Source organism: Aeribacillus sp. FSL K6-2848 (genome assembly GCF_038004325.1).
GTDB lineage: Bacteria > Bacillota > Bacilli > Bacillales > Aeribacillaceae > Aeribacillus > Aeribacillus composti.
Genome location: NZ_JBBOQQ010000001.1, coordinates 206075 through 229426 on the forward strand (window position 1 = coordinate 206075; position 23352 = coordinate 229426).

Annotated in this window: 15 protein-coding genes, 4 pseudogenes, 1 CRISPR repeat array and 1 riboswitch; of the genes and pseudogenes, 16 read left to right on the forward strand and 3 right to left on the reverse strand. The window is 38.3% G+C overall.

Annotation, left to right across the window (positions count from 1 at the left end; translation table 11 throughout):
- Nucleotides 1-2: 2 nt before the first annotated feature.
- The 14 genes and pseudogenes from glmM to NSS70_RS01230 all read left to right on the forward strand — a co-directional run bounded on the left by glmM (nucleotide 3) and on the right by NSS70_RS01230 (nucleotide 18888).
- Nucleotides 3-1349, forward strand: a complete 1347-nt coding sequence (glmM, locus tag NSS70_RS01170) for a phosphoglucosamine mutase (RefSeq protein ID WP_117016992.1) — start codon at nucleotides 3-5, stop codon at nucleotides 1347-1349.
- Between the two features lie 1236 nt (nucleotides 1350-2585).
- Nucleotides 2586-4388: a glutamine--fructose-6-phosphate transaminase (isomerizing) gene (gene glmS, locus NSS70_RS01175; RefSeq protein WP_066251722.1), complete on the forward strand. Its 1803-nt coding sequence runs from the start codon at nucleotides 2586-2588 to the stop codon at nucleotides 4386-4388.
- Between the two features lie 96 nt (nucleotides 4389-4484).
- Nucleotides 4485-4747: pseudogene (locus tag NSS70_RS20705) on the forward strand (hypothetical protein); the annotation flags it as partial.
- A gap of 816 nt (nucleotides 4748-5563) precedes the next feature.
- A CRISPR array of direct repeats spans nucleotides 5564-6449; the repeat unit is 30 nt; unit sequence GTTTCAATTCCTCATAGTTAAGATAAAAAC.
- A 591-nt stretch (nucleotides 6450-7040) separates the two neighbouring features.
- Nucleotides 7041-8720, forward strand: a complete 1680-nt coding sequence (locus NSS70_RS01180) for a DNA/RNA non-specific endonuclease (protein ID WP_340880796.1) — start codon at nucleotides 7041-7043, stop codon at nucleotides 8718-8720.
- Between the two features lies 1 nt (nucleotide 8721).
- Nucleotides 8722-9132 (forward strand): immunity protein YezG family protein, encoded by a 411-nt coding sequence (locus tag NSS70_RS01185; RefSeq protein WP_144598442.1) that lies wholly within the window; start codon nucleotides 8722-8724, stop codon nucleotides 9130-9132.
- Between the two features lie 151 nt (nucleotides 9133-9283).
- On the forward strand, nucleotides 9284-11071 hold the full coding sequence (locus tag NSS70_RS01190) for an IS1182 family transposase (RefSeq protein WP_340880798.1): 1788 nt from the start codon (nucleotides 9284-9286) through the stop codon (nucleotides 11069-11071).
- A gap of 23 nt (nucleotides 11072-11094) precedes the next feature.
- Nucleotides 11095-11253, forward strand: coding sequence for a hypothetical protein (locus tag NSS70_RS01195; RefSeq protein WP_235600496.1), 159 nt, complete (start codon nucleotides 11095-11097; stop codon nucleotides 11251-11253).
- A 371-nt stretch (nucleotides 11254-11624) separates the two neighbouring features.
- Nucleotides 11625-11819, forward strand: a complete 195-nt coding sequence (locus tag NSS70_RS01200; protein WP_237565009.1) for a MafI family immunity protein — start codon at nucleotides 11625-11627, stop codon at nucleotides 11817-11819.
- A 33-nt stretch (nucleotides 11820-11852) separates the two neighbouring features.
- Nucleotides 11853-12316, forward strand: a pseudogene (locus tag NSS70_RS01205) (transposase); the annotation flags it as partial.
- Nucleotides 12317-12420: 104 nt separating this feature from the next.
- On the forward strand, nucleotides 12421-12702 hold the full coding sequence (locus tag NSS70_RS01210; RefSeq protein ID WP_340880801.1) for a hypothetical protein: 282 nt from the start codon (nucleotides 12421-12423) through the stop codon (nucleotides 12700-12702).
- Between the two features lie 12 nt (nucleotides 12703-12714).
- The gene (locus NSS70_RS01215; RefSeq protein ID WP_063389311.1) at nucleotides 12715-13248 is read left to right on the forward strand and encodes a hypothetical protein; all 534 of its coding nucleotides are present in this window, start codon (nucleotides 12715-12717) and stop codon (nucleotides 13246-13248) included.
- 463 nt (nucleotides 13249-13711) lie between these two features.
- A pseudogene (locus NSS70_RS01220) lies at nucleotides 13712-14879 on the forward strand (IS3 family transposase).
- 526 nt (nucleotides 14880-15405) lie between these two features.
- The gene (locus NSS70_RS01225) at nucleotides 15406-15780 is read left to right on the forward strand and encodes an immunity 22 family protein (protein ID WP_063386469.1); all 375 of its coding nucleotides are present in this window, start codon (nucleotides 15406-15408) and stop codon (nucleotides 15778-15780) included.
- A gap of 984 nt (nucleotides 15781-16764) precedes the next feature.
- A riboswitch (cyclic di-AMP (ydaO/yuaA leader) is annotated at nucleotides 16765-16908 on the forward strand.
- Nucleotides 16909-17052: 144 nt separating this feature from the next.
- On the forward strand, nucleotides 17053-18888 hold the full coding sequence (locus NSS70_RS01230) for an APC family permease (protein WP_340880803.1): 1836 nt from the start codon (nucleotides 17053-17055) through the stop codon (nucleotides 18886-18888).
- A 554-nt stretch (nucleotides 18889-19442) separates the two neighbouring features.
- On the opposite strand, the gene NSS70_RS01235 is transcribed toward NSS70_RS01230, so the two are convergent.
- The 3 genes and pseudogenes from NSS70_RS01235 to NSS70_RS01245 all read right to left on the reverse strand — a co-directional run.
- The gene (locus tag NSS70_RS01235) at nucleotides 19443-19571 is read right to left on the reverse strand and encodes a hypothetical protein (RefSeq protein WP_268753447.1); all 129 of its coding nucleotides are present in this window, start codon (nucleotides 19569-19571) and stop codon (nucleotides 19443-19445) included.
- A gap of 192 nt (nucleotides 19572-19763) precedes the next feature.
- Nucleotides 19764-20057: a hypothetical protein gene (locus tag NSS70_RS01240; protein ID WP_339198343.1), complete on the reverse strand. Its 294-nt coding sequence runs from the start codon at nucleotides 20055-20057 to the stop codon at nucleotides 19764-19766.
- Between the two features lie 324 nt (nucleotides 20058-20381).
- Nucleotides 20382-20537, reverse strand: a pseudogene (locus NSS70_RS01245) (HPr(Ser) kinase/phosphatase); the annotation flags it as partial.
- 276 nt (nucleotides 20538-20813) lie between these two features.
- Here NSS70_RS01245 and NSS70_RS01250 point away from each other — a divergent pair.
- Both NSS70_RS01250 and NSS70_RS01255 read left to right on the forward strand, forming a co-directional pair.
- Nucleotides 20814-22187 (forward strand): PTS transporter subunit EIIC, encoded by a 1374-nt coding sequence (locus NSS70_RS01250; protein WP_327847850.1) that lies wholly within the window; start codon nucleotides 20814-20816, stop codon nucleotides 22185-22187.
- Between the two features lie 95 nt (nucleotides 22188-22282).
- Nucleotides 22283-23350 (forward strand): DUF871 domain-containing protein, encoded by a 1068-nt coding sequence (locus NSS70_RS01255; RefSeq protein WP_327847849.1) that lies wholly within the window; start codon nucleotides 22283-22285, stop codon nucleotides 23348-23350.
- The last annotated feature ends 2 nt before the right edge of the window (nucleotides 23351-23352 follow it).

A 23352-nucleotide genomic window follows, 5' to 3' on the forward strand; every position in this document is an offset into this window, starting at 1 on the left:
TCATGGAAAAATATTTCGGTACAGACGGAGTAAGAGGAGTTGCCAACAGTGAACTCACTCCTGAATTAGCGTTTAAAATAGGACGCTTTGGCGGGTACGTGTTAACAAAAGATAAAAATAGACCAAAAGTGTTGATTGGCCGGGATACCCGCATTTCAGGTCATATGCTTGAGGGTGCTTTAGTTGCCGGGCTTCTTTCCATTGGCGCCGAGGTAATGAGGCTTGGAGTCATTAGCACACCAGGTGTTGCTTATTTGACAAAGGCATTAGGAGCCGAAGCAGGCATCATGATCTCCGCTTCGCATAATCCTGTTCAAGATAACGGAATAAAATTTTTTGGCCCTGATGGTTTTAAGCTTTCCGATGAACAAGAAGAAGAAATTGAAGCGCTGCTCGATCAAGAAGAAGATAACCTTCCTAGACCGACCGGCTCTGATCTGGGGCAAGTGAGCGATTATTTTGAAGGCGTACAAAAATACTTGCAATATTTAAAACAGACGGTTGACGAAGAGTTCACTGGTTTACATATCGCTTTGGACTGTGCGCACGGAGCCACATCATCACTAGCTACACATCTTTTTGCCGACTTGGATGCAGATGTTTCGACAATCGGTGCATCTCCAAATGGTCTGAATATTAACGATGGGGTTGGGTCTACTCATCCAGAAACGTTAGCGGAATTTGTGAAAGAAAAAGAAGCAGATATAGGTTTAGCGTTTGACGGTGATGGGGACCGTTTGATTGCCATTGATGAGAACGGAAAAATTGTTGATGGGGATCAAATTATGTTTATTTGCGCCAAATATTTAAAAGAGCAGGGAATGCTGAACGGGGACACTGTTGTATCGACAGTTATGAGCAACCTAGGCTTTTATAAAGCTTTGGAGGCAAATGGACTAAAAAGCGTTCAAACCGCTGTCGGCGATCGCTATGTTGTCGAAGCGATGAAGAAGAACAACTACAATTTAGGTGGAGAGCAATCCGGACATATTATTTTTCTTGACTACAATACGACGGGTGACGGTCTTTTAACAGCGATTCAGCTTGTCAACATAATGAAGACAAAAGGCAAAAAGCTCTCTGAACTTGCGAGTGAAATGAAAAAATTCCCGCAGCTTTTGATCAATGTAAAGGTGCAGGACAAGCAGGCTGTCATGGAAAATGAAAAAGTAAAAGCTGTTATAGAAGAAGTAGAAAAAGAAATGAACGGAAATGGAAGAATTCTCGTACGTCCTTCCGGAACAGAACCGCTCGTTCGTGTAATGGCCGAAGCGCCGACGGAAGATGAATGCCAGAGGTACGTGAAAAAAATTGTGGAAGTTATCAAAGCGGAAATGGGCGTTGAATGATGAAGAGACGGGGCTGTCCGGTAAGTCTCTAAAATAAATAAGTGGAGAAAAACAATGCGTTTTTCTCCACTTGCTTGTGCGCCCGGCATGGGTGTAATCTATAGGGTGAAAGTCCCGAGCTGCGAAGGCAGAAGTAGCAGTTAGCTTAACGCAAGGGTGTCCGTGGTGACGCGGAATCTGAAGGAAGCGAGCGGCAAACTTCCGGTCTGAGGAACACGAACTTCATATGAGGCTAGGTATCACTGGGTGAGTTTGCAAGACAAAACAAAGCCCTTTCTGCCGAAGGTGATACAGAGTAAATGAAGCAGATGGATGGAAGGAAAGATTACACTCTTACCCGGGGAGGTCTGGCTGGCACGCCAAGTAACCTTGGTAACCTATCTAGTGATAGATAGCTGAACCGTCAGAAGTCAGCAGAGGTCATAGTATTAGTTGGTCTAGAACAACTAAGAAGGACCGAACAATTAAGAGAGAATAGCCCTTGGCATTCAGTGAGTCATGATGAACACAGAAAACGTAGTACCTCACTTGAGGGAGGAAGCGGTGAATCCCGTGGGAGATCTCTTGGAGGGTGGAGTGACCACTGGCATAAAGAGAACAGCTATTCACGGAAGTTATAAAGACTTGCGTCAATTATCTTAATTGAACCGCCGTATACGGAACCGTACGTACGGTGGTGTGAGAGGACGGGAGTTAATCGCTCCCTCCTACTCGATTTATTTTTCGATTTTTATCTGAAAGTAGCTGGCGGATGCCGGCTACTTTCAGGAGGTTGTGGGGAGGCAAGCTCCCTTTCTTTATTGAATATTCATTGTATCGAGAAAACGCTTGAAATCATATAATACAATATGGAAAGACAGAAATGAATTGACGAACTGCTTTTCCATATTGTAATATATAAATTGTTTTAGCACATTCTAGAATAGAAAGGTGGGCAGTTAGAAAATTTTTTATTGTAAAGCGCCTGGACTAAGCAGGAGCGGACATCTGCTTAGTTGACGAGGAGGAGGTTTATCGAAGTTTCGGCGGATGCCTCCCGGTTGCCTTCCCGTACAGCCGTAAAGTCACGTCTTAAAACAAAGAGGCGACTCTTTGCACAAAAAGACTGTGACATAACGGGATACATTTTACAAAACATGTGTGAGGGGACAGAGAAGCTTTGATGGCTGGAAAGAGATCTGTCCCCAGTTGTTCAGGCTTCTTTTGTCCCCTTTAAATGGGGAGGAAACTAAGACTATGTGCGGAATTGTAGGATATATCGGACAACAAGACTGCAAGGAAATTTTATTGCGCGGTTTGGAAAAATTAGAATACAGAGGCTACGACTCTGCAGGTATTGCAGTATTAAACGGAGAAGGAACATATGTATTTAAAGAAAAAGGACGCATTGCGGAGCTTCGTGAAGGTGTGGACAGAAGTGTTTCAGCTTCCATCGGAATTGGCCACACACGGTGGGCTACTCATGGAGCGCCTAGCAAAGAAAATGCGCATCCTCACCAAAGTGCATCCAAACGCTTTACACTTGTGCATAACGGTGTCATTGAAAACTATTTGCAAGTAAAGCGTGAGTATTTACAAAATGTTGAATTAAAAAGTGAAACGGATACGGAAGTTATTGTTCAAACAATTGAACAATTTGTCAACAAAGGTTTAAGTGTCGAAGAAGCATTTCGCCAAACATTATCCTTGTTGAAGGGATCTTATGCGATCGCTCTATTAGATGAAAATAACCGAGACGTGATCTATGTTGCGAAAAACAAAAGCCCTCTTCTTGTGGGACTTGGCGGAGACTTTAATGTTGTTGCTTCAGACGCCATGGCAATGCTGCAAGTAACAAATCAATTTGTCGAATTAATGGATAAAGAAATCGTTATTGTCACTCGTGATCAAGTGACAATCAAAAATTTAAACGGGGACGTAATAGAACGCGCTCCATATACTGCTGAACTTGATGCAAGCGACATTGAAAAAGGAACATACCCTCACTACATGTTGAAAGAAATTGATGAACAACCGCTTGTTATACGTAAAATTATTCAAAAATATCAAGACGAACACGATCAATTAAAAATTGATCAAGAAATTGTTCAAGCTGTTCATGAAGCGGACCGCATTTATATTATAGCGTGCGGAACGAGCTATCACGCAGGGCTTGTAGGAAAGCAATTAATCGAAAAATGGGCAAAAGTACCGACAGAAGTGCACGTTGCCAGTGAATTTTCATACAATATGCCGCTTTTATCAAATAATCCGCTGTTTATTTTCATTTCACAAAGCGGAGAAACGGCAGACAGCCGTGCGGTGCTTGTTCAAGTGAAGGAGCTTGGACATAAAGCATTAACTATAACGAATGTTCCGGGTTCAACTCTTTCCCGTGAGGCGGACTATACGCTGCTGCTTCATGCCGGACCTGAAATTGCGGTTGCGTCTACAAAAGCATATACAGCACAAATTGCGGTTCTTGCCATTTTAGCAGCTGTTGCAGCTGAAACAAAAGGAATCAAGCTTGATTTTAACCTATTGCAAGAACTTGCCATTATTTCGAATGCAATGGAAACACTATGCGGCCAAAAGGATGAAATGGAACAAATTGCCCGAGACTATCTTTTGACAGCTCGAAACTGCTTCTTTATCGGCCGTGCCGTTGACTATTACGTCTGCTTAGAAGGCGCGCTCAAATTAAAAGAAATTTCCTACATTCAAGCGGAAGGATTTGCCGGCGGCGAGTTAAAGCATGGAACCATTGCGTTAATTGAGAACGGAACACCGGTCATTGCTTTATCAACCCAAGAGCATGTAAACTTAAGCATTCGCGGAAATGTAAAAGAAGTTGTTGCCCGCGGTGCATATCCATGCGTTATTTCCATGAAAGGACTTGAAGAAGATGATGACCGTTTCATCTTGCCAAAAGTTCATGAAGATCTAACTCCGCTTGTTGCCGTCATTCCAATGCAGCTCATTGCATACTACGCTGCCCTTCACCGCGGCTGCGACGTCGACAAACCACGCAACCTAGCCAAAAGCGTAACAGTCGAATAAAGCAATTGGGCAGTGGATATGTGGCTTTGAATAAAGTCATACCGTTTATAAAAAATTGCACAGTTTTACCCCTTTAGATTATGATTGTCTAAAGGGGTGTTTTTATGTCCAAAAGAAGAACATCTAAAGCTGATTAAAGTAGATCGTGGCTCAGGTATAGGTTTTGATATTGGCACTGGTTAAACATTCAAGACGACCTTTACTAGATCGCTCTGCTCGTTTAAAGGGAATTAAAACGAATAACAGCACAGATTTAGAACGAAACCACTTTTATTTAACTGAATATTCTGATTTTCATCATTGATATTGGAGAACAGTTTCCTTTATTACCGTTGGAAGAAACAATTGTCATTTCCAATTGTAGTGCCCGGATTAAGCGATAAACCGTTTCCCATCCAGTAATTCCGTCTTCAGTCACTTCATTAAAACCAGCTCTACCGCCATAGGTTTTATTCAGTCATCTTTGAACCTCTAAAACTCTTTCATCCATTCTCCTTTTCTCCTTTCTTTTCTATTAACTTACAATTCAATCTTATTTTGTTTAGAAAAGAGAAAAATATAGTAAAAATCTTTAAAAAGTCAGGAAAAAGTAAACAATTCATTAAATCTTTTTTACGGTGATTTATAAAATTTTTGTAAAGTTATTACTAGCTCAAAAAGTTTAGTTTGTTTTCTGCAAGAAAAAAATACAGAGTGTTGCAGTATATCTTTATCAAAATTTTGAATAAATATACATATACGTATGTGATCTATCCATCAAGGGCTTGACATGGATTCTCTAACGAGAAGCGTGCTTAAATGAAATGTCAGAGAAACAACGTGAAATGTTGATTTATAGGGTGATAACTTCAAAGAAGGATTTTGAATAGTGGAACATATAAAAGATTGATCAAAGATGCAAATATCGAATATAAGTAAGCAATCCGAAGATTTTTCCGAGGCTTTTCCGTCAGACTTTCTTTTTCTTCTGCCTAAAATCTCTATAATCCCTTTATCGATGAGATCTCAGACTTTGTTGGTCTTTTTCCTGTGGTGTTTCTCACGGTATAGAATCGACATTTGAAAATAAGTATTGCAAAAGAATGTTGAGACTTAAGGATCTAAATGTAACTAACGTTTAAATCCCTCATTTCAAAAGTGGAACGAATACTTCTTCTATTAATTATTCATGTAAGGTTTCAATTCCTCATAGTTAAGATAAAAACACTAACCATACAAGCTGACCAAATTGCGACGAAGGTGTTTCAATTCCTCATAGTTAAGATAAAAACATTCCCTTTCCCACAAGTGCAAAAGTGCATTTGTTGTTTCAATTCCTCATAGTTAAGATAAAAACTAAATTGACCGGAGATCAAGCGCGCAAGGTTGCTCGGTTTCAATTCCTCATAGTTAAGATAAAAACGGCCAAACTTGGGTATTGGTCAGCGATGGGGGTTATGCTTCAATTCCTCATAGTTAAGATAAAAACGGTGCTGTGTTGGATTTTGTAATTGCGTTTTCTTTGCTTCAATTCCTCATAGTTAAGATAAAAACGATATTTGTTCGCGAATAAATGTCGTGACCGCTGTGCTTCAATTCCTCATAGTTAAGATAAAAACAATCCCACTTAAGATGAGTTCAAAAGAATCCGTAATAGCTTCAATTCCTCATAGTTAAGATAAAAACTCGTACAGTTTGAAAAACGTTGCGCCCAAATCTTTGTGCTTCAATTCCTCATAGTTAAGATAAAAACGGATTTTCCGGCGATCCTGCCATTTCAGCTGCTCGTGCTTCAATTCCTCATAGTTAAGATAAAAACGACATACGGGGAGGCACGAATTGGCAACGGAACAGGCTTCAATTCCTCATAGTTAAGATAAAAACTCGTACAGTTTGAAAAACGTTGCGCCCAAATCTTTGTGCTTCAATTCCTCATAGTTAAGATAAAAACGGATTTTCCGGCGATCCTGCCATTTCAGCTGCTCGTGCTTCAATTCCTCATAGTTAAGATAAAAACGACATACGGGGAGGCACGAATTGGCAACGGAACAGGCTTCAATTCCTCATAGTTAAGATAAAAACCCCAAAAAACGTTGTTAAATAAGCATTTCATTCTTAATGCTTGACTGGTTATTTTTATTTTAACGAAAAGGGGAATTTTTATCAAATCTTTGATTTTCTTGGGCTCAATGAAGATTTGAAAGAGTCGTCGATCCCCGGGGATTTTTGCACGATTGGGGGGCGACGACTCTTTTTTATTTCCGTTTAAAACAGATTTCAAAGTTTGCCTGCCGACAATGAAATCCATGTTGTATCAACCATTTTACCTGACCCATCTGTTTTAATAAAGTAAACATCCGGCTCATTCCCTTCTCATTCAATTTTGGAAAAATTGGTTTAGGTCTATTTGATCGGTTCCTACGATCTAAAATAAGAACATGATCCGAAAAATGATTGGTAGTTTTTACTTAAAATTCCCTTTTTTTCTTTCTGTTTACCAAAAGTTACATATTTTCTCTTATAATGAAACAGACAGCTGTTCCACATGTTGGAATCCATTTCGTTTCAATCGGAGGCATGAAGGCAGTGGATATCAAGTATATCCCTTCTGAATGGGAAAAGACGAAGAAAGGTATTGGCGATCTGGTCGGTCTCGGTATATGGGGAAAAGGCATGATTGATAAATTAAAAGATCTGAACGATCTTCTCGAAGACGTTCAAGCAGACATCGCCAAATATGACACAGACGGTGTCATCTCTTTCACCCACACAGACCGAAAAAAACAATATCAACAATTATATGAAGATTATCTCGTCTTGCATCGCTTTAGCAGCCGTGTCGGAGAGATTGTTGACCGCACCATCGATGATCCGTTTTATCAAGAGATCGATGCTTTTGTGGAAGCGATGCGCAACTTATCCATATCAAAGATCAAAACGAAAAATCACATTGGCGCCAAAAAAACGGTCGTCGCTCCCGGAGCATACGGCACGCAACAAACAATCGACGTGCCGAAAGCGGAAGTTGGACTAGAAGATCTGTTCATTGGCAGCAACTACTATGCTAAGTTGATAGAACGGGAATACGCTTCATGGAAAGAACTGAACCCTAAAGCAAATTTTTCGAAACAAGAATATATACAAACAGCATTGAATTCCCGGGCTTTTCAGTATGAATCGATCAAAGATGGGCAGATGAACAAAGAATTTTGGGGACAAATAACCGCACTGGCTGTCATAGTAGGCACTTCTTTCATTTGTCCGCCAGCAGGGATGGCATTGGGGGCAGCTTATGGTACACTGGAATTACGTTCAGCCGTTTCCGGAAAAGACTGGATTTCAGGGAGAGAGTTGAAAACAGACGAACGAGTATTTCGTGGTGTCCTTTCTCCATTGGATATCGTCCCTGGCGTAAAGGGGCTTTCCACATTCAGCAGCGCCGCCCGTTTCTCCCATCTAAGAGAAGCCAGTGATCTAAAATTATTAGCGACGAAAACGGGCTTGCAGTCCAAATCATTTGTCCGGGATATGGTGGTTCGTGCAGAAAAAAACATATTCCCCCGCATCAGAAGTGCCAAAGCATGGGCAAAAGAAATCCCGCACCATTTGAAAAACAAAAGCGCAAACAGTGCACTGAAAACCGCCCGGTTCGTAGACAGCGCCCTGACCAATCTGAAAAATTCAATCCCTGACCGGCAAATGGGATTGGCCATGGAAGGGATTGGGGACGTTAAAGTTCCGCCCGAAAACACTAAAGGATTGGAGAATAAAGTTCGAGCTTATCTGAGTGAGAAGACGGGGTTAAATCTAGGCGAAGGTAAAGCAGGCAACGATGGCGTTGAACTTGGCACTAAGGGTACGGGTAATACTTCTAAAAAGGTAAGCTATGGAGAGCATTATACAAAAGTTGATGGTAAGAAAGCATTGAAACCTAATATTGAATTTACAACCAAAGAAGGTTACCATTATAAAACTGATGGTAATGGAAGAATATCAAGTGTAGAAGCTAAGTTGCAACTTGGTAAAGCTGACCGGAATCCGTATGCACAAAGGACAGTTGGTAGGGAAGATAGATTATCAAATGATGATGGAGGACATTTGATAGCTAGTATTTTCAAAGGTCCAGGTGAAATTGACAATCTAGTACCGATGAATGCTAAATTAAATAGGAGTGAGTATAAATCGTTAGAAAACGCATGGAAAAAGGCGTTACAAGAAGGTAAAGAAGTAATAATTAATGTGAAACCCATATATGAGGGAAATTCAGTTAGACCAAGTGAATTTAAAATCAATTACACTATTGATGGAAAAAAATATTCAGATAGATTAACAAATTATACAGGAGGTAATTAAGTTGGAAACTAAAAAAATGGAGCAAATATATCAAAAAATTGCGAACACATTAGTTAAGATGATTCCAGAAGATTGGAGTAAGATTTATTTGTATGCTGAGTTAAGAGAAGGTTATAAAAAAGTTTTTTTCTACTATTATCCTGAAAATGGAGTGAAACCAGTGTATAGTCTTGACATAAATGATTTATTTTATGTCAATGAAGAAGAGTATGATGGGTTAGAAAATGATTTGTATAACTGTTTTTCTAAGTTACGTGAAGAATTTATAGAACAAGACCAAGAACCGTGGACAAACCTAACTTTCATTTTAGATAACACAGGTAAAATGAAGATAAATTATGGATATGAGGATATTTCTCACCTTTCTCCTGTAGAAAAACAAGAAAAATGGGAAGCTGAATATTTAAAGTAGAGCATTCTACTAATATGAAGGGGCTGTCCGAAAAGTCGATTGAATCGACCTTGGGCTCAGCCCTTTTTTCTGTTTTTAGGGTACAAAAAAATCGTCCTTTTTTATAGAATGAAATTGACCAAAAAACATTCTACAGAAAGGACGATTTCTTATGAATAATCAAATGACTATTCAAGAAAATTATAACACGCAATTAGAAATGACTCTAGAGGGTATTCAAAAAATAGAGGTTCAAAAGAATAAGAAACGCAAAAAACTAGTTTTCCAACCTTATTGCAATCGTCAAGTCATGAGCATTTTAGATATCGAAATGTATATTCCTGAAAATCATGTCGCCCGTTTAGTGGATGAAATGGTGGAATCGATTCCGGATGAAGTGTTGTATACTCATTATGTTGGTGGGGGTCGTGCACCCTATCACCCTAAAATGTTATTGAAAGTGATTTTATATGCGTACACTCAAAATGTTTATTCAAGTCGGAAAATAGCGCAAATGGTGAAAGAAAATCTTCCGATGATGTGGTTGGCGGGATTGCAAACCCCTGACCATCGCACAATAAATGATTTTCGTAGTGTTCGTATGTCAAACATGATGGATTCTGTATTTGAACAATTTGTCCTTCAACTAGTAGAACAAGGACTTATCGACCTCGACCATATTTTTGTGGATGGTACGAAAATAGAAGCGAATGCCAACAAATATACGTTTGTATGGCGAAAATCCGTAGAAAAATATGATCAGAAACTACGAGCCAAAATTCAATCGTTTCTACAAGAAGCGCACCAAATCGCCTTGGAGGAATTAAAAGAAGAACAATTAGAAGAAGAATTAGAAAAATCATCGGCACAACTTTCTGAGAGAATAGAAGCTTTGGAAAAAGATTATAAACAGGAAGAAGACAAAGAAAGAAAAAAAGAACTTCGCTCTAAAAAATCCCAACTCACCAAACAACTGAAAACGATTCAAACGGATTATCTTCCACGATTACGAAAATACAAAGTACAAAAACAGATTCTAGGTGAACGAAATAGCTACTCGAAAACCGACCATGAGGCCACTTTTATGCGAATGAAAGAGGACCATATGAAAAACGGCCAACTCAAGGCGGGTTATAATGTTCAACTCGCCACACAACATCAATTTATCGTGGGATTTGAAATTTATCAAAATCCAGGAGATACTCGCTGTTTCCAACCATTTATGGAAAAGTTATTGGAATCGATGCCGAAGGAAAAGAAACTCAAGTATGTCATTGCCGATGCAGGATATGCGAGTGAAGAAAACTATTTATATGCGATTGGCGAAGAAAAAGAACCTCGTTTTGAATTATTAGCCCCATACCAAACCTATTTGAAGGAACAAAGTAAAAAGTTTAAAAAGGATTTATCAAAAGTACAAAACTGGAAATACATCGAAGAAGACGATTGCTTTATCTGTCCGAACAATCGGAAAGTCGTATTCAAGTATTATCAAAAAAGAAAAAATGCATCTGGATACATACAAGATTTGAAAGTGTACGAGTGTGAAGATTGTACGGATTGCCCGTTGAAGAATGGGTGTACGAAAGCCAAAGGAAATCGTCGAGTATATTGGAACACGATTTATGAAGAAATGAAAGCGAAAGCCAAAGCAGCTCTTGGTGACGAACAAAAGGCAGCTCTTTATGCGAAGCGTAAAGTGGATGTCGAAAGTGTGTTCGGTAACATCAAGGGCAATTTGCGTTTCACTCGATTTCTGTTACGGGGGCTTCATAAAGTCCGAACAGAATTCGGGATTGTGGCAATGGCCCACAACATACTGAAATGGGCCGCAAATTCCCAAACCAATTTCAAAAATAAGGAAACAGAGCGAATGGAAAAACTCATTGTTTTCTCCATTCGCTCTGTTTTTATGGACTTTTTAGACAAGCCCTTTTTTATTTTAAGGCTGATTATCTAAACGATACACTCGTTCAAGAAGCAATGAGAAGACCTTCTCGCCAGCGTTCCGTCTGTCCAATGGCAGCCGGCCTTGGCAGGAGTCGGCCGGCGCCCCGCATGTGGATGAGCAAAGCTAAGGAAGAAGTAAAAGAAACTACGATGAACATGGTTGGCAAAATTGGGGATGGTTGGGAAGGGTAAGGGAAAAGCTAATTTTGTAAATATAGCTAGTAAAAAACGAACAAAGCATATACTTTACGGAGATAAAACAGGTGGTGGGCATTTATGCCTGGAACTGGAAACCCTAAAAACTGGAGTGCGGAAAGAGTAATGCACAATGTATCAGATATAGCTACCGACCCTACACTAAAATGGAAGAGGGGAGAGTTGTTAAGAGTGTCCAAAGATATGAGGTTATAGGAATTAGGGATGGAATTAAAATAAAGGTAATTACAGATGGAAAAGATATAATAACTGCATTCCCTATTAAATAACTAATTTTAGGAGGGTGATTTTATGAATTTAAATATTCTTTTAAAAGAAATAGTAAGAAATATATTACTAATCTTCCATTGAAAGATGAAAAAGACATTTTAGAGTTTATAGAACATGAAGAGTGGGGATTAGCTCTAGAAACAATATGCAGTGTAATTGAACAAGAGGATATCACTATTGATAAAGATATTTTTAGCAAAATCGAAGAAGCTGGAATATACATGGAAATGGACAAATCACTTTGGGAAGGAATAAGTAAACAAATTAGGTAAATATGCTTGTCTTTAGAGAAAAGTATATTTCTAGTCATAACATCATTTTGCTTTAAGAAGCAAGAAATCAAAAAAGTGGATAAAGAGTTAAAAGCACTTATCAAGCCATTAGGGATGCAGCTTGAAACGATGCCAGGCATTAATACGGTGACCGCATCCGCTTTCATTGCAGAAATCGGGGATATTCATCGTTTCTTTCATTCTGACAAACTCGCAAGATACGCAGGTATAGCCCCTGTCAGAATGGGTTCGGGCGGCAAGGAAACAGGAAATTATACACTATCTTTTATAACTTGGCTGTTCAAAAAATACATATTTGTAAAGGCAGTAAAACTCCTCGAAATCCTGTGTTTTACGAGTATTATCAGAAAAAGCTAGCAGAAGGTAAAACCAAACAACAAGCGCTTATTTGCATTATGAGAGGACTTGTCAATATTATCTATGGTATGATGAAACACAAGACCGCTTATATCATCCCTGAACGGAAAGTCAGTTGATATAATGGGTGGTGGTTAGTGAAACTGCCACCCGTTTATAAAGTACATTTTTATAATTTCCTAAGGGTACGGGTAAAACTATTAAGCTACCAAGCCAAGGGACGGTGGACGCAGGCGTTCCGGGAGCACCAAAAGTAGATGCTGGTAAGCAAGGAAAGCATGTTTTAGGTCATCCTGATAGTATGCCTGGTAAGAAAACTCAATGGCCAGAAGGAGAAGATGGAGTTAAATTGACTCAAGAAGCATGGGTAAAGGGAACTGTAGTTAAGCCAGATGGTAGTGTTAAAATTTATGACTTTCACAAATCAATTGGGGTGAATGGAGAAACTAGAGTAAAAGTTCATATGGATAAAAAAAGAAACATCCATGGTTACCCAGTAAAATAACGGAGGTATATCATGAAACAAAATGTATTAAATACAATTGAACAATTATATCACCATGGTGATTTTGGATATGTTTTATTGAATTATGTCGATACTAATGTTTGGGCTAATAAAATCACTCATGAAATAAAAGGAATAAACGTTGAGAATTTAACAGATTTTAATTATTCAAAATGTTTCACATTATATATTATGCCTTCGATCCATCCTAAGATAAAAATTGGTACGGATGAATTTAGAGCATATATCAGAGAACACACTTATTTAAACGGATTATTGGTTTATATTTCGGCAATTGCTCCATTTGCAGCAATAAAATATGTTAGGTATGAATATGTTGATGGAGAGATTGAAATGCAAGAACAATACCAGCCATTCGATGAAGAAACAGAACAAATCGGCAAAGATATTTTGAAATTATTAGAGAATGAGGGGATAGAAGTTCTTGAAAAAAGCTTATTAGAAATAGAAGTACCTAATATTTCGTTAGAACTTAGAGAGGAAAAGGTAACAGTATTTCATTGCCTATTTGAAGATAGTTATTAAAAAGAAATTATACTTGGATTGGCATTAAGCAAGAGACTTTAATGGTTGTAGATTATTTGAACAACGAAGACAATGAGAGCATTAGTTTTGGAGTTTTTAAAAGATAAAGTAAATTTTAAACTCTATGAGCATAATGACGATGAATGAAGGAGTTACCTCTTGAGCATTTTATGAATAGTTTCGAGTTGTCACGACAAATTGCTGAAGAGAGAAAGAATGGATGAATTGTTATTTGATGATGAAGACTAACAATACTACCCCAAAACGAGTACTCAAGGCTCGTCTGGGGTTTTTTTATCTAATCAAATGTTAATGTTAAAATGTGTAAAACTCTCTCTCCTGTTAACACTGTTCACGACCATCACTTCAATGTCCCATTGTATTGATGTTAGTCTAAAAATTGGACACGGAGAACAGGGAGATTATAATAAACTTAATTACAATAGGTTCGAGGTGTCCAATCATGAAAAAGAGAACATTTGATCAAGAATACAAGATTCAAGCTGCTGAGTTATGCTTGGAGGGGGACAAGTCCATCGCCCAAGTGGTAAAAGAACTAGGTTTGGCTTACAACACTCTTCATCGTTGGGTCAAAGAATATAAAGAAAGCAACGGAAAGAGTTTTGTGGGTTCAGGCCATATCAAGCCACAAAATCAAGAAATCATCGAATTACGCCGCCGCAATCAAGAGTTGGAGGAGGAATTAGCGATCCTAAAAAAAGCGTTAGGCATCTTCACCAGAAACCAGAAGTAATTTACGCCTTCATTTTTCAACACCGAAATGAATTTCTTGTTGTGAAGATGTGCCAAGTTTTCGGTGTTTCAAGAAGTGGGTATTACGACTGGCTCAAGCGTGCGAAAAGTAAACAGAAAGAACGAAAAGAACAACTCACTCCACAAATTCGAAATGAGTATCTAAAGTCCCGTAAGATTTACGGAAGCCCAAAAATTACGCAAGAACTACGCAAACAAGGGATTCGTGTGTCTCAAAAGACGGTCGCTCGCATCATGAGCGAAGAAGGCTTGAGATGCATTACTGTCCGTAAATTCAAAGCCACACGAACAGTAACCATCCTTACAACGTATATTCTAATCTATTGAAACAAAACTTCCAAGCAACGGTTCCAAATGAAGTATGGATGGCCGATATCACGTACATTCCTACTGATGAAGGATGGTTGTATTTAGCGAGTATCATGGATTTATATACTCGTAAGATTGTAGGATGGTATATCGATACACGAATGACGAAAGAGTTAGTCATCAAAGCGTTACAACGGGCTCTAAACAGCGAAAAACCAACGGGACGAGTAATTCATCATTCGGATCGTGGGAGCCAATATGCTTCGAATGACTATCAGCAACTTTTACAGGAACATCATTTTCAAGTGAGCATGTCGAGACGTGGGAACTGTTACGACAATGCTTGTATGGAGTCGTTTCATAGCCTCATCAAGAAAGAGTGTATTTATCTGAATCGATTCCGCAAGCGAAAAGAAGCGAAACAAGCCGTTTTTGAGTACATCGAATGCTTCTACAACCGCAAAAGAAGTCATTCAGCCCTTGGCTATGTATCGCCATGTGAATTTGAAGCTGCATATTACGCTAACCAGAGAAAAGTAGCTGCCTAAATTCAGCTATTTCTCTCTGTTTAACGTGTCCGTTTTCTTGACATAACACCACATTTTTATAATTTCCTAAGGGTACTGTTAATCTTAATTCAGTTCCATCTGTAAAGAATGGTGAATTTAATAGATGGTTTAATTCACTAGCTCCTGATAAGTTTGATAAAGTATGGTCTGACCCTAGGTTAAGAAAAGCCATTGAAAGTAGACTTAGACATCCAGGTGGATTTCATGAGTGGCATTTAGTATCTCGAGCTCCTACTTTTAAACGGTGGGGTATAACAGCAGAACAAATTAAGGAATTAAGAACTGCTATAGAAGATGTGAAGTTTGTTAATCCAAAAGGAGTTCATGGCGGGAAGGGTTCTACGAAAGCTCATAATGAATTGTTAGAGATTATTGATTCTTCACCAGATTATGCAACATTTAAGAGACGACTCCAAAATTGGGCTAATTATAGACTAGAAGGTGGAGTGGAATCTTTACCGGAAAGTCTTAGACCGTAAAAAAGCTAAGGAGGAGTATGAAATATATGGAAAAGGAAGGGTTTGTATCATTATTTATTGGCAACTCTAAGTCATATAAGGATCTTCAAAACTATATTTTGAATAGTTATACAGAAGATGGAGATTTACTACCTTCCGAATTTGAAAAAGACTTTAACATTGATTACTATAATGAAGATTTTAGAGAAGTAGAATTCTATGATGAACCATCGAATGATTTACGTGTTCTACTTGAAGGTTTTTCTTATGATGAGGAGATAATTCCAAAATTTATAGAGCTTTGCGGTGAGCGTTTAAATCAAGAAGCGAACTCAGTTATTTTACTTTATAACTTTCAATATAATGGAAATGTCAATGAAAAAAATCAGTTTAGATTTTTAGGAACCGTACAATATAAGTAATTATAAACACCTTGAATGAGTGTGCGACACTCTTTCAAGGTTTCTTGTGCGCCCGGCATGGGTGTAATCTATAGGGTGAAAGTCCCGAGCTGCGAAGGCAGAAGTAGCAGTTAGCTTAACGCAAGGGTGTCCGTGGTGACGCGGAATCTGAAGGAAGCGAGCGGCAAACTTCCGGTCTGAGGAACACGAACTTCATATGAGGCTAGGTATCACTGGGTGAGTTTGCAAGACAAAACAAAGCCCTTTCTGCCGAAGGTGATACAGAGTAAATGAAGCAGATGGATGGAAGGAAAGATTACACTCTTACCCGGGGAGGTCTGGCTGGCACGCCAAGTAACCTTGGTAACCTATCTAGTGATAGATAGCTGAACCGTCAGAAGTCAGCAGAGGTCATAGTATTAGTTGGTCTAGAACAACTAAGAAGGACCGAACAATTAAGAGAGAATAGCCCTTGGCATTCAGTGAGTCATGATGAACACAGAAAACGTAGTACCTCACTTGAGGGAGGAAGCGGTGAATCCCGTGGGAGATCTCTTGGAGGGTGGAGTGACCACTGGCATAAAGAGAACAGCTATTCACGGAAGTTATAAAGACTTGCGTCAATTATCTTAATTGAACCGCCGTATACGGAACCGTACGTACGGTGGTGTGAGAGGACGGGAGTTAATCGCTCCCTCCTACTCGATTTTTTATTTTATAAGAGGGGTGAGTGCCAAATAAACCACTATTGATACAGCCTATACTCATAACCTACGGAACTTGGAAAGAAGCATTGATGTTTTATTCAGTAAATTTAATCGAAATTTTTTACAAAACTAGATAATTTTGTACACGAATAATAAAACTGTTTAAAAATATATAATAATTGTTTAAAAATCAGGGCGATATAAAAGTTTTAACGCCTTACCCATTTACATGGCAACGATTATTTGTCTCTTTACAATTTTTCATAAACTGAGTAAGATAATTTCTGTAAAATTGAATATGATTAAATCGCTGAATCCTTTTAAGGAGCGGGGGAACCATTTTGTAACGTTTTGTTACTTGGGGTGAATCCTTGAAAAAGGAGGGGCTACTCTCATAGTCCTAATCCGACAGCTAACCTCGTAAGCGTTTTGGGAGGGATGTAAGTTGAATGATGTCTTTTTGGCCACTGAGTACATCCTCAGTGGTTTTTTATGTTTATGAAGATGCACATAAAAGTCCATACAGTTCATCAAGCTATAAGAGAGGAAAAAGCCTAATACTTTTAAGAAAGAAGGATTCTTGAAAATGGCTTATTTGAAACGGTTATTCATCGGTTCGCCAATGGAAACGAAACGATTGAAACATGAAAAATTACCAAAATGGAAAGCATTGGCAGTATTTTCTTCGGATGCATTGTCTTCCGTAGCGTATGCAACAGAAGAAATATTATTAGTATTGATGATATTAGGAACCAGCGTGTTTTTTTATTCCTTACCCATAGCTTTGGCGATTGTAGGGCTTTTAGTCATTGTGACTTTATCCTATAGACAAATCATTTATGCCTTCCCATCAGGAGGCGGAGCTTATGTAGTGGCAAGAGACCACATCAATACCACCACAAGCCTAGTAGCAGGCGCAGCATTAATGATTGATTATGTTCTTACGGTTGCGGTTAGTATTAGCTCAGCCGTTGCGGCTCTTACTTCTGCTTTTCCAGCCTTGCTTACTTGGAAGGTGGAAATAGCCATCGCTCTTGTATTATTGCTCATGATTTTAAATTTGCGGGGAATTACCGAATCAGCCACTGTATTTGCCTATCCAACCTATTTATTTATTATTTCAGTACTAGTTCTCATTATTGCAGGAGGATGGAAATTATATAATGAAGGATGGCATGGTTTTAATTATGCAAATCACGCTACACCTGAACATTTCTTCGCTAGTGGATACGGAGTGTTTATTTTATTAAGGGCTTTTTCATCCGGTTGTTCAGCAATGACAGGAGTGGAAGCCATTAGCAACGGTGTGCCATCGTTTAGACCTAACAGTTCCAAAAATGCTGCAATTACAATGGGATGGATGTCTTTACTGTTAGGCTTCATGTTTCTAGGTATTACAATTTTAAGTGCCGGCTTCGGAGTGACCCCAGCCGAACATAAGACTGTCATTTCTCAAATTGGAAGTCACGTCTTTGGCAATAGCATATTATTTTATATTTTTCAGATGATCACCATGTTAATTTTAGTATTAGCTGCGAATACAAGTTTTGCCGGATTTCCGCAGCTTGTTTCGATTATAGCTACTGACCGTTATTTGCCGAGAAGTTTAGCAGCGCGCGGAGATCGTTTGGTGTTTTCCAATGGAATTATTCTCTTGAGTATTTTAGCGATCATTTTAATTATCATATTCCATGGTAAAACACATTCTCTGATCCCGCTGTATGCAGTCGGAGTATTTCTTTCCTTTACGATCGGTCAATACGGTATGATTAAAAAAATATGGAAAGAAAAATCGAAAAGCAATATGGCCACATTGTCGATCATTATCACTGGAACAATTGCTACAGGATTAGTAACGATCATTACCGTTATAGCGAAATTTACACACGGTGCATGGTTAGTGATTGTAGCCATTCCATTGATCGTTGTCTTGTTTAACAAAATTCATGCTCATTATGAAACATTAGCTCAGCAATTAAAATTGGATAAAAGTGATCGGACTGAAACAAAAGAAATTGTGACTCCGAAGGTGATCATCCCGATTTCAGGCATTAGTAAAGTCGTTGATCAATCTGTACAATATGCAAAAAGTATTTCAGACGATATTACAGCCATTACAATTGTTTTTGCCGAAGAAGAAGAACAGAAAATACGCGACAAATGGTATAAGTTGTATCCAGATATCGAGCTGAAAATTATTTATTCACCTTATCGGACAATCCTTTCTCCATTATTGGATTACATTAATAAAGTAGAAAAAGAAACAAAAGGAGCAACCATAACTATTTTAATGCCGCAATTTATTGTGAAAAAATGGTGGCATACTTTACTTCATAACCAAACAGCGATCTTTTTAAGATTCTTTTTGATCCTGAAAAAAGACATCGTCATTGCAACGCTTCCGTACCATTTAAAAGAATAACATCTGGCTTTTGGCACTTGCTTAGGCGTTGTAAGTGTATATGAATCCGAGGATATATGTTCGAATTTCAAGAGCATATATCCTCTTTTTTTCATACGTACATCTATCCGAATCGATTCTGTATGCGGATATTAATAATGCGGCTCTTAATAACAGTTTTGATCATTAATTAAATGAAAACCATACGCACAGCGGTGTATGGTTTTCGGAAAGCTTTAAGCGAGGTATAAAAAAGCCCCTCCTAGTATTTTGGCTCGCCAACCAAATTTTATCTAGCTAGAAGGGAACTTTTTATGTCTTCTGACTTAAATAGTTAGTCACATACAAAATGTAATTGTAAGTAATCATATCATCTTTGCTGATGAGTTATAATAAATTGAAGAAGATAGAACAGCCAAAGCCGAAATCACAACTGAAACATGATGGAAAGCCCTTTTAAAAAGTTTAAGTTGGTGTATTTTTCGGATCCCAAAAATGCTGAACGATTAGCCCAAGAACCTTATCTTTCCATGACATGATCGTTAACCATATTTTCTTTTTCGATACAATAAAGTCTATTGATTCTCTTCGTTTCCGTAAAAGATAGGACTCTTTATTTCTTCTGCTTTTATCAAAGTCTGTAATTGTTCATCTGTAATTTTATTTTCGTCATTATTTTTTTCAATAAACCCCAATATATCCAAGTATCGGGTTCTCCAATTTACAAAGGTAATGAAGTGATGAAGCCAAAGAACATTGAAATAACCCATTAAAATTGGTTTTTAGTCCTGGGAAAGATATTTACATTTTGAAATATCAGCTCTATCAATCCCATATGTTTCTAATACCTCTCGAATATAATCATCTGGATTCATGTTAAATAAAAAATCTAAGTTTCAACTACAATATGCTTGTGCTACATGACCTAATAAATTTTCGGTTAACGCTGCTATTTCACTATGTTCTATGTTTAATTCCTCTATATTTTTATTTGAAATAAATTGAACCTTTATATAGTTTTCTCTCGGCTCAAAAAATTGCTTATCTGTTTCACTAAGCCAAGAATAGTCCTTCAATGTACTTGGCCTCTTTTTATCTTCAATAATCAAAAAATTTGTACTTTCTATGTCGGGTATTTCAATTTTCCAAATTTCAAGTGAATTAGATTTTAGTTCTCTACTAATTATCATTTTTTTGATTCCACTCCTTTATATTATTTCATAGTAATTGTCAATCTAGTAAATTTTAAAAATATATATCCCGAAGATAAGTATAATTCATCACCACTTTTTGTGATTTTGGCAAAAAAGAAGAAAACACTTACGAAAACCTGGCAATAATGTTAGCTACCACACAAACATAAGGAGGTTTCGTAAGTGCTTTCTATATCACTAGAATTTCCAGAATTTGAAGTGATTAAACAACTTTCTTTCTCCAATCAATATTTTGTTCATGTTCAAAAAAAGTCATGAGGAATTGACAAGGGAAATTCGCTTATGGCTGCGAACTGCACCGACTCTCTCTGCTGGATAATAATCAAAATACCCGGCCATTTCAATTCCGGGGCGAGAAATATTACTCGTCGTGATCGGGCGGTTAATCACCTCTTCTCCGCTGATGAGCTCTAATTGAAACTTTTCAATTATGTCTCTCGTTCGTACCTTTGGCAACCTTTTAACCTCCTTTATCACAGCAATCCAATATATCATTTTTTATTTTAGCATTTTTCACTCTGAACCAAATTTTCATCAAAACACAGTGCCTTTTCGTTTTTACTGCTCATTGCGTTATATACAGTATCCAATTGTTAGAATGCTTTTTGCTCTAGTTTGATAGATAAATATTTTTGGAATGGTCTAGACAACTATACTAATAGCTGATAACATGAAATTGTAAACGGATTCATATTGTTTAAATGATTATCCTTACAATAAGGGGGAAAAGCTGTGCATAAAGAAGAGCGTTTGGCCAAAGAAATTATAGAACAGTTAGGTGGAACGGAAAATATTGCTGATCTTGCTTCCTGCATGACTCGTCTCCGAGTTAAACCTATTGATTACGAAAAGGTAAACCTCAATGGGTTAAAAAATGTTGATGGTGTCATGGGCGTAGTTGAAGCAGAAACATTACAAATTATTCTTGGACCCGGAATTGTCACTAAGGTTGCGAATGAGGTTTCAGACTTAACAGGTCAAAATATAAGGAACATTGACGATGAAAACAATAATCCCTTTGAAGGATTGGCAGCCAAAACAAAAGCTGAATTGAAAGAGAAAAACGCAACTCCTTTCAAGTTATTTTTACGAAGAATTGCCAGTATTTTTATTCCATTAATTCCTGCAATTGTTGCTTCTGGTCTTATTGCTGGAATAACAAATGTAATTGTCCGTTCAGGTGCAGATCCTGAATCAATCCTTATTCAGATACTAAACTTTATCGGATGGGGATTATTTAATTACCTCGGTGTCTTTGTGGGAATTAATACTGCAAAAGAATTTGGAGGATCTCCTGCTCTTGGCGGTGCGGCAGGTATTTTAATCATTAACCCTGGACTTGCCAACATTACATTATTCGGAGAAGAACTGGTGCCGGGAAGAGGCGGTTTAATTGGAGTCATGCTTGCAGCTGCATTTATCGCGTTTCTCGAAAAGCGGATCCGCAAATTTGTCCCTTCAGCGGTAGATATCATTGTCACGCCGACTCTAGCTTTACTCATTACCGGTATCGTAACACTGATCGTCCTGCAGCCTATCGGCGGCTTTATATCTGACTTGATTACAAAAGGGCTTTTAGGGCTTATTGATATGGGAGGAATAATTGCAGGGCTTATTCTCGCCGGAACATTCCTTCCTCTTGTTGTAACAGGTTTGCATCAGGGTCTAACTCCAGTTCATATGGAATTGATCAATACAATCGGAGATGACCCTCTACTCCCGATACTTGCCATGGGCGGAGCCGGCCAAGTTGGTGCCGCATTTGCAATTTACTTTAAAACGAAAAATGAACGTTTGAAAAAAGTAATTAAAGGGGGTCTTCCAGTTGGAATTCTTGGAATCGGCGAACCTTTAATTTTCGGTGTAACCCTGCCTCTCGGACGCCCATTCTTAACAGCTTGTCTCGGGGCAGCCGTCGGCGGGGCATTTCAGGCATTCTTTAAAATTGCCACCATCGCAATTGGAGTCTCGGGAATTCCGTTAGCTTTCCTTGTACACACGGATCAAATTATTCTTTATCTGTTAGGATTACTCGTTGCTTATTTCTTCGGATTTATTTTTACCTGGATATTTGGATTTAAAGAAGAAATGGCGAAAAATATCTAGCTGATAAACTTATTTTTTGAAGGAGGATACATAATTCCTCCTTCTTTCCGTATTGATTCATTTTCGTAAAATTCTGACTATAATGAGGTGATCATATGATCGGAATCTCCATTTATTTAAGTGAAGAACGGACAATACAGAACGTTCAATGGATTGAAAAAGCAGCATCTCTGGGATTGCGTTCTATTTTTACATCCCTTCATATTCCTGAGGATGATCCAAACACTTACCTATATCTTCTCAAAGATTTAGGAAGCTTGGCGAAAAAGTTTAACATGGAGCTTTTCGCAGACGTTTCCCCGAAATCTCTAGGCTATCTCGGCCTGGATTTTCAGTCGTTGGATGAATTGGTTCAATGGGGACTGACGGGAATCCGTGTTGATTATGGATTTACATCCGAGGAGATTGTTGAGCTTTCGAAAAAAATGAAAGTCGGTATTAATGCAAGCACCGTATCAGAGACGGAAATTGACATCTTGATAAACAAAGGGCTTATCGTTAAGAATGTCGAAGCGTGGCACAATTTTTACCCCCGTCCAGAAACTGGATTAGACACTAACTTTCTCATGAACAGAAACCGGTTTTTAAAATCGAAAGGTTTCACAACAGTAGCCTTTATCCCGGGAGATAAAGAGATGCGGGGACCTGTCTATGCCGGATTGCCGACATTGGAAAAGCACAGGACCGCATCACCTGTTACTGCTGCAGCTGAATTATTCCATTCATACGATACAGACAAGGTTCTAATTGGCGATCTTTCTGTTACAAATGATACTCTAAATCGCTTATCAATTATCGGAAACGGTATGATTCCATTAAGAATGAAGCCTATTAATGACCGAATCGAGAAGCAATTATTTAACCAGATCCATACAAATCGAATGGATCCAGCCAGGGATGTAATTCGTTCAGTTGAATCCCGTTCCTATGCTCAAAAAGGTACTGTACTTATTGCACCATCAAATCAGATGGAGCGGAAGAGAGGAACGATTACCATTGATAATCAATTATATGGACGCTATGCAGGAGAACTGCAAATTACCATTCATGATTTGCCAAAAGATGATCGTGTAAATGTAATTGGACATGTTATCGAAGAGGATCTCCCCCTTCTATCATTCATAAAAGCCGGAGGAAAATTTCAATTTATGGTGAGGGATTGAAT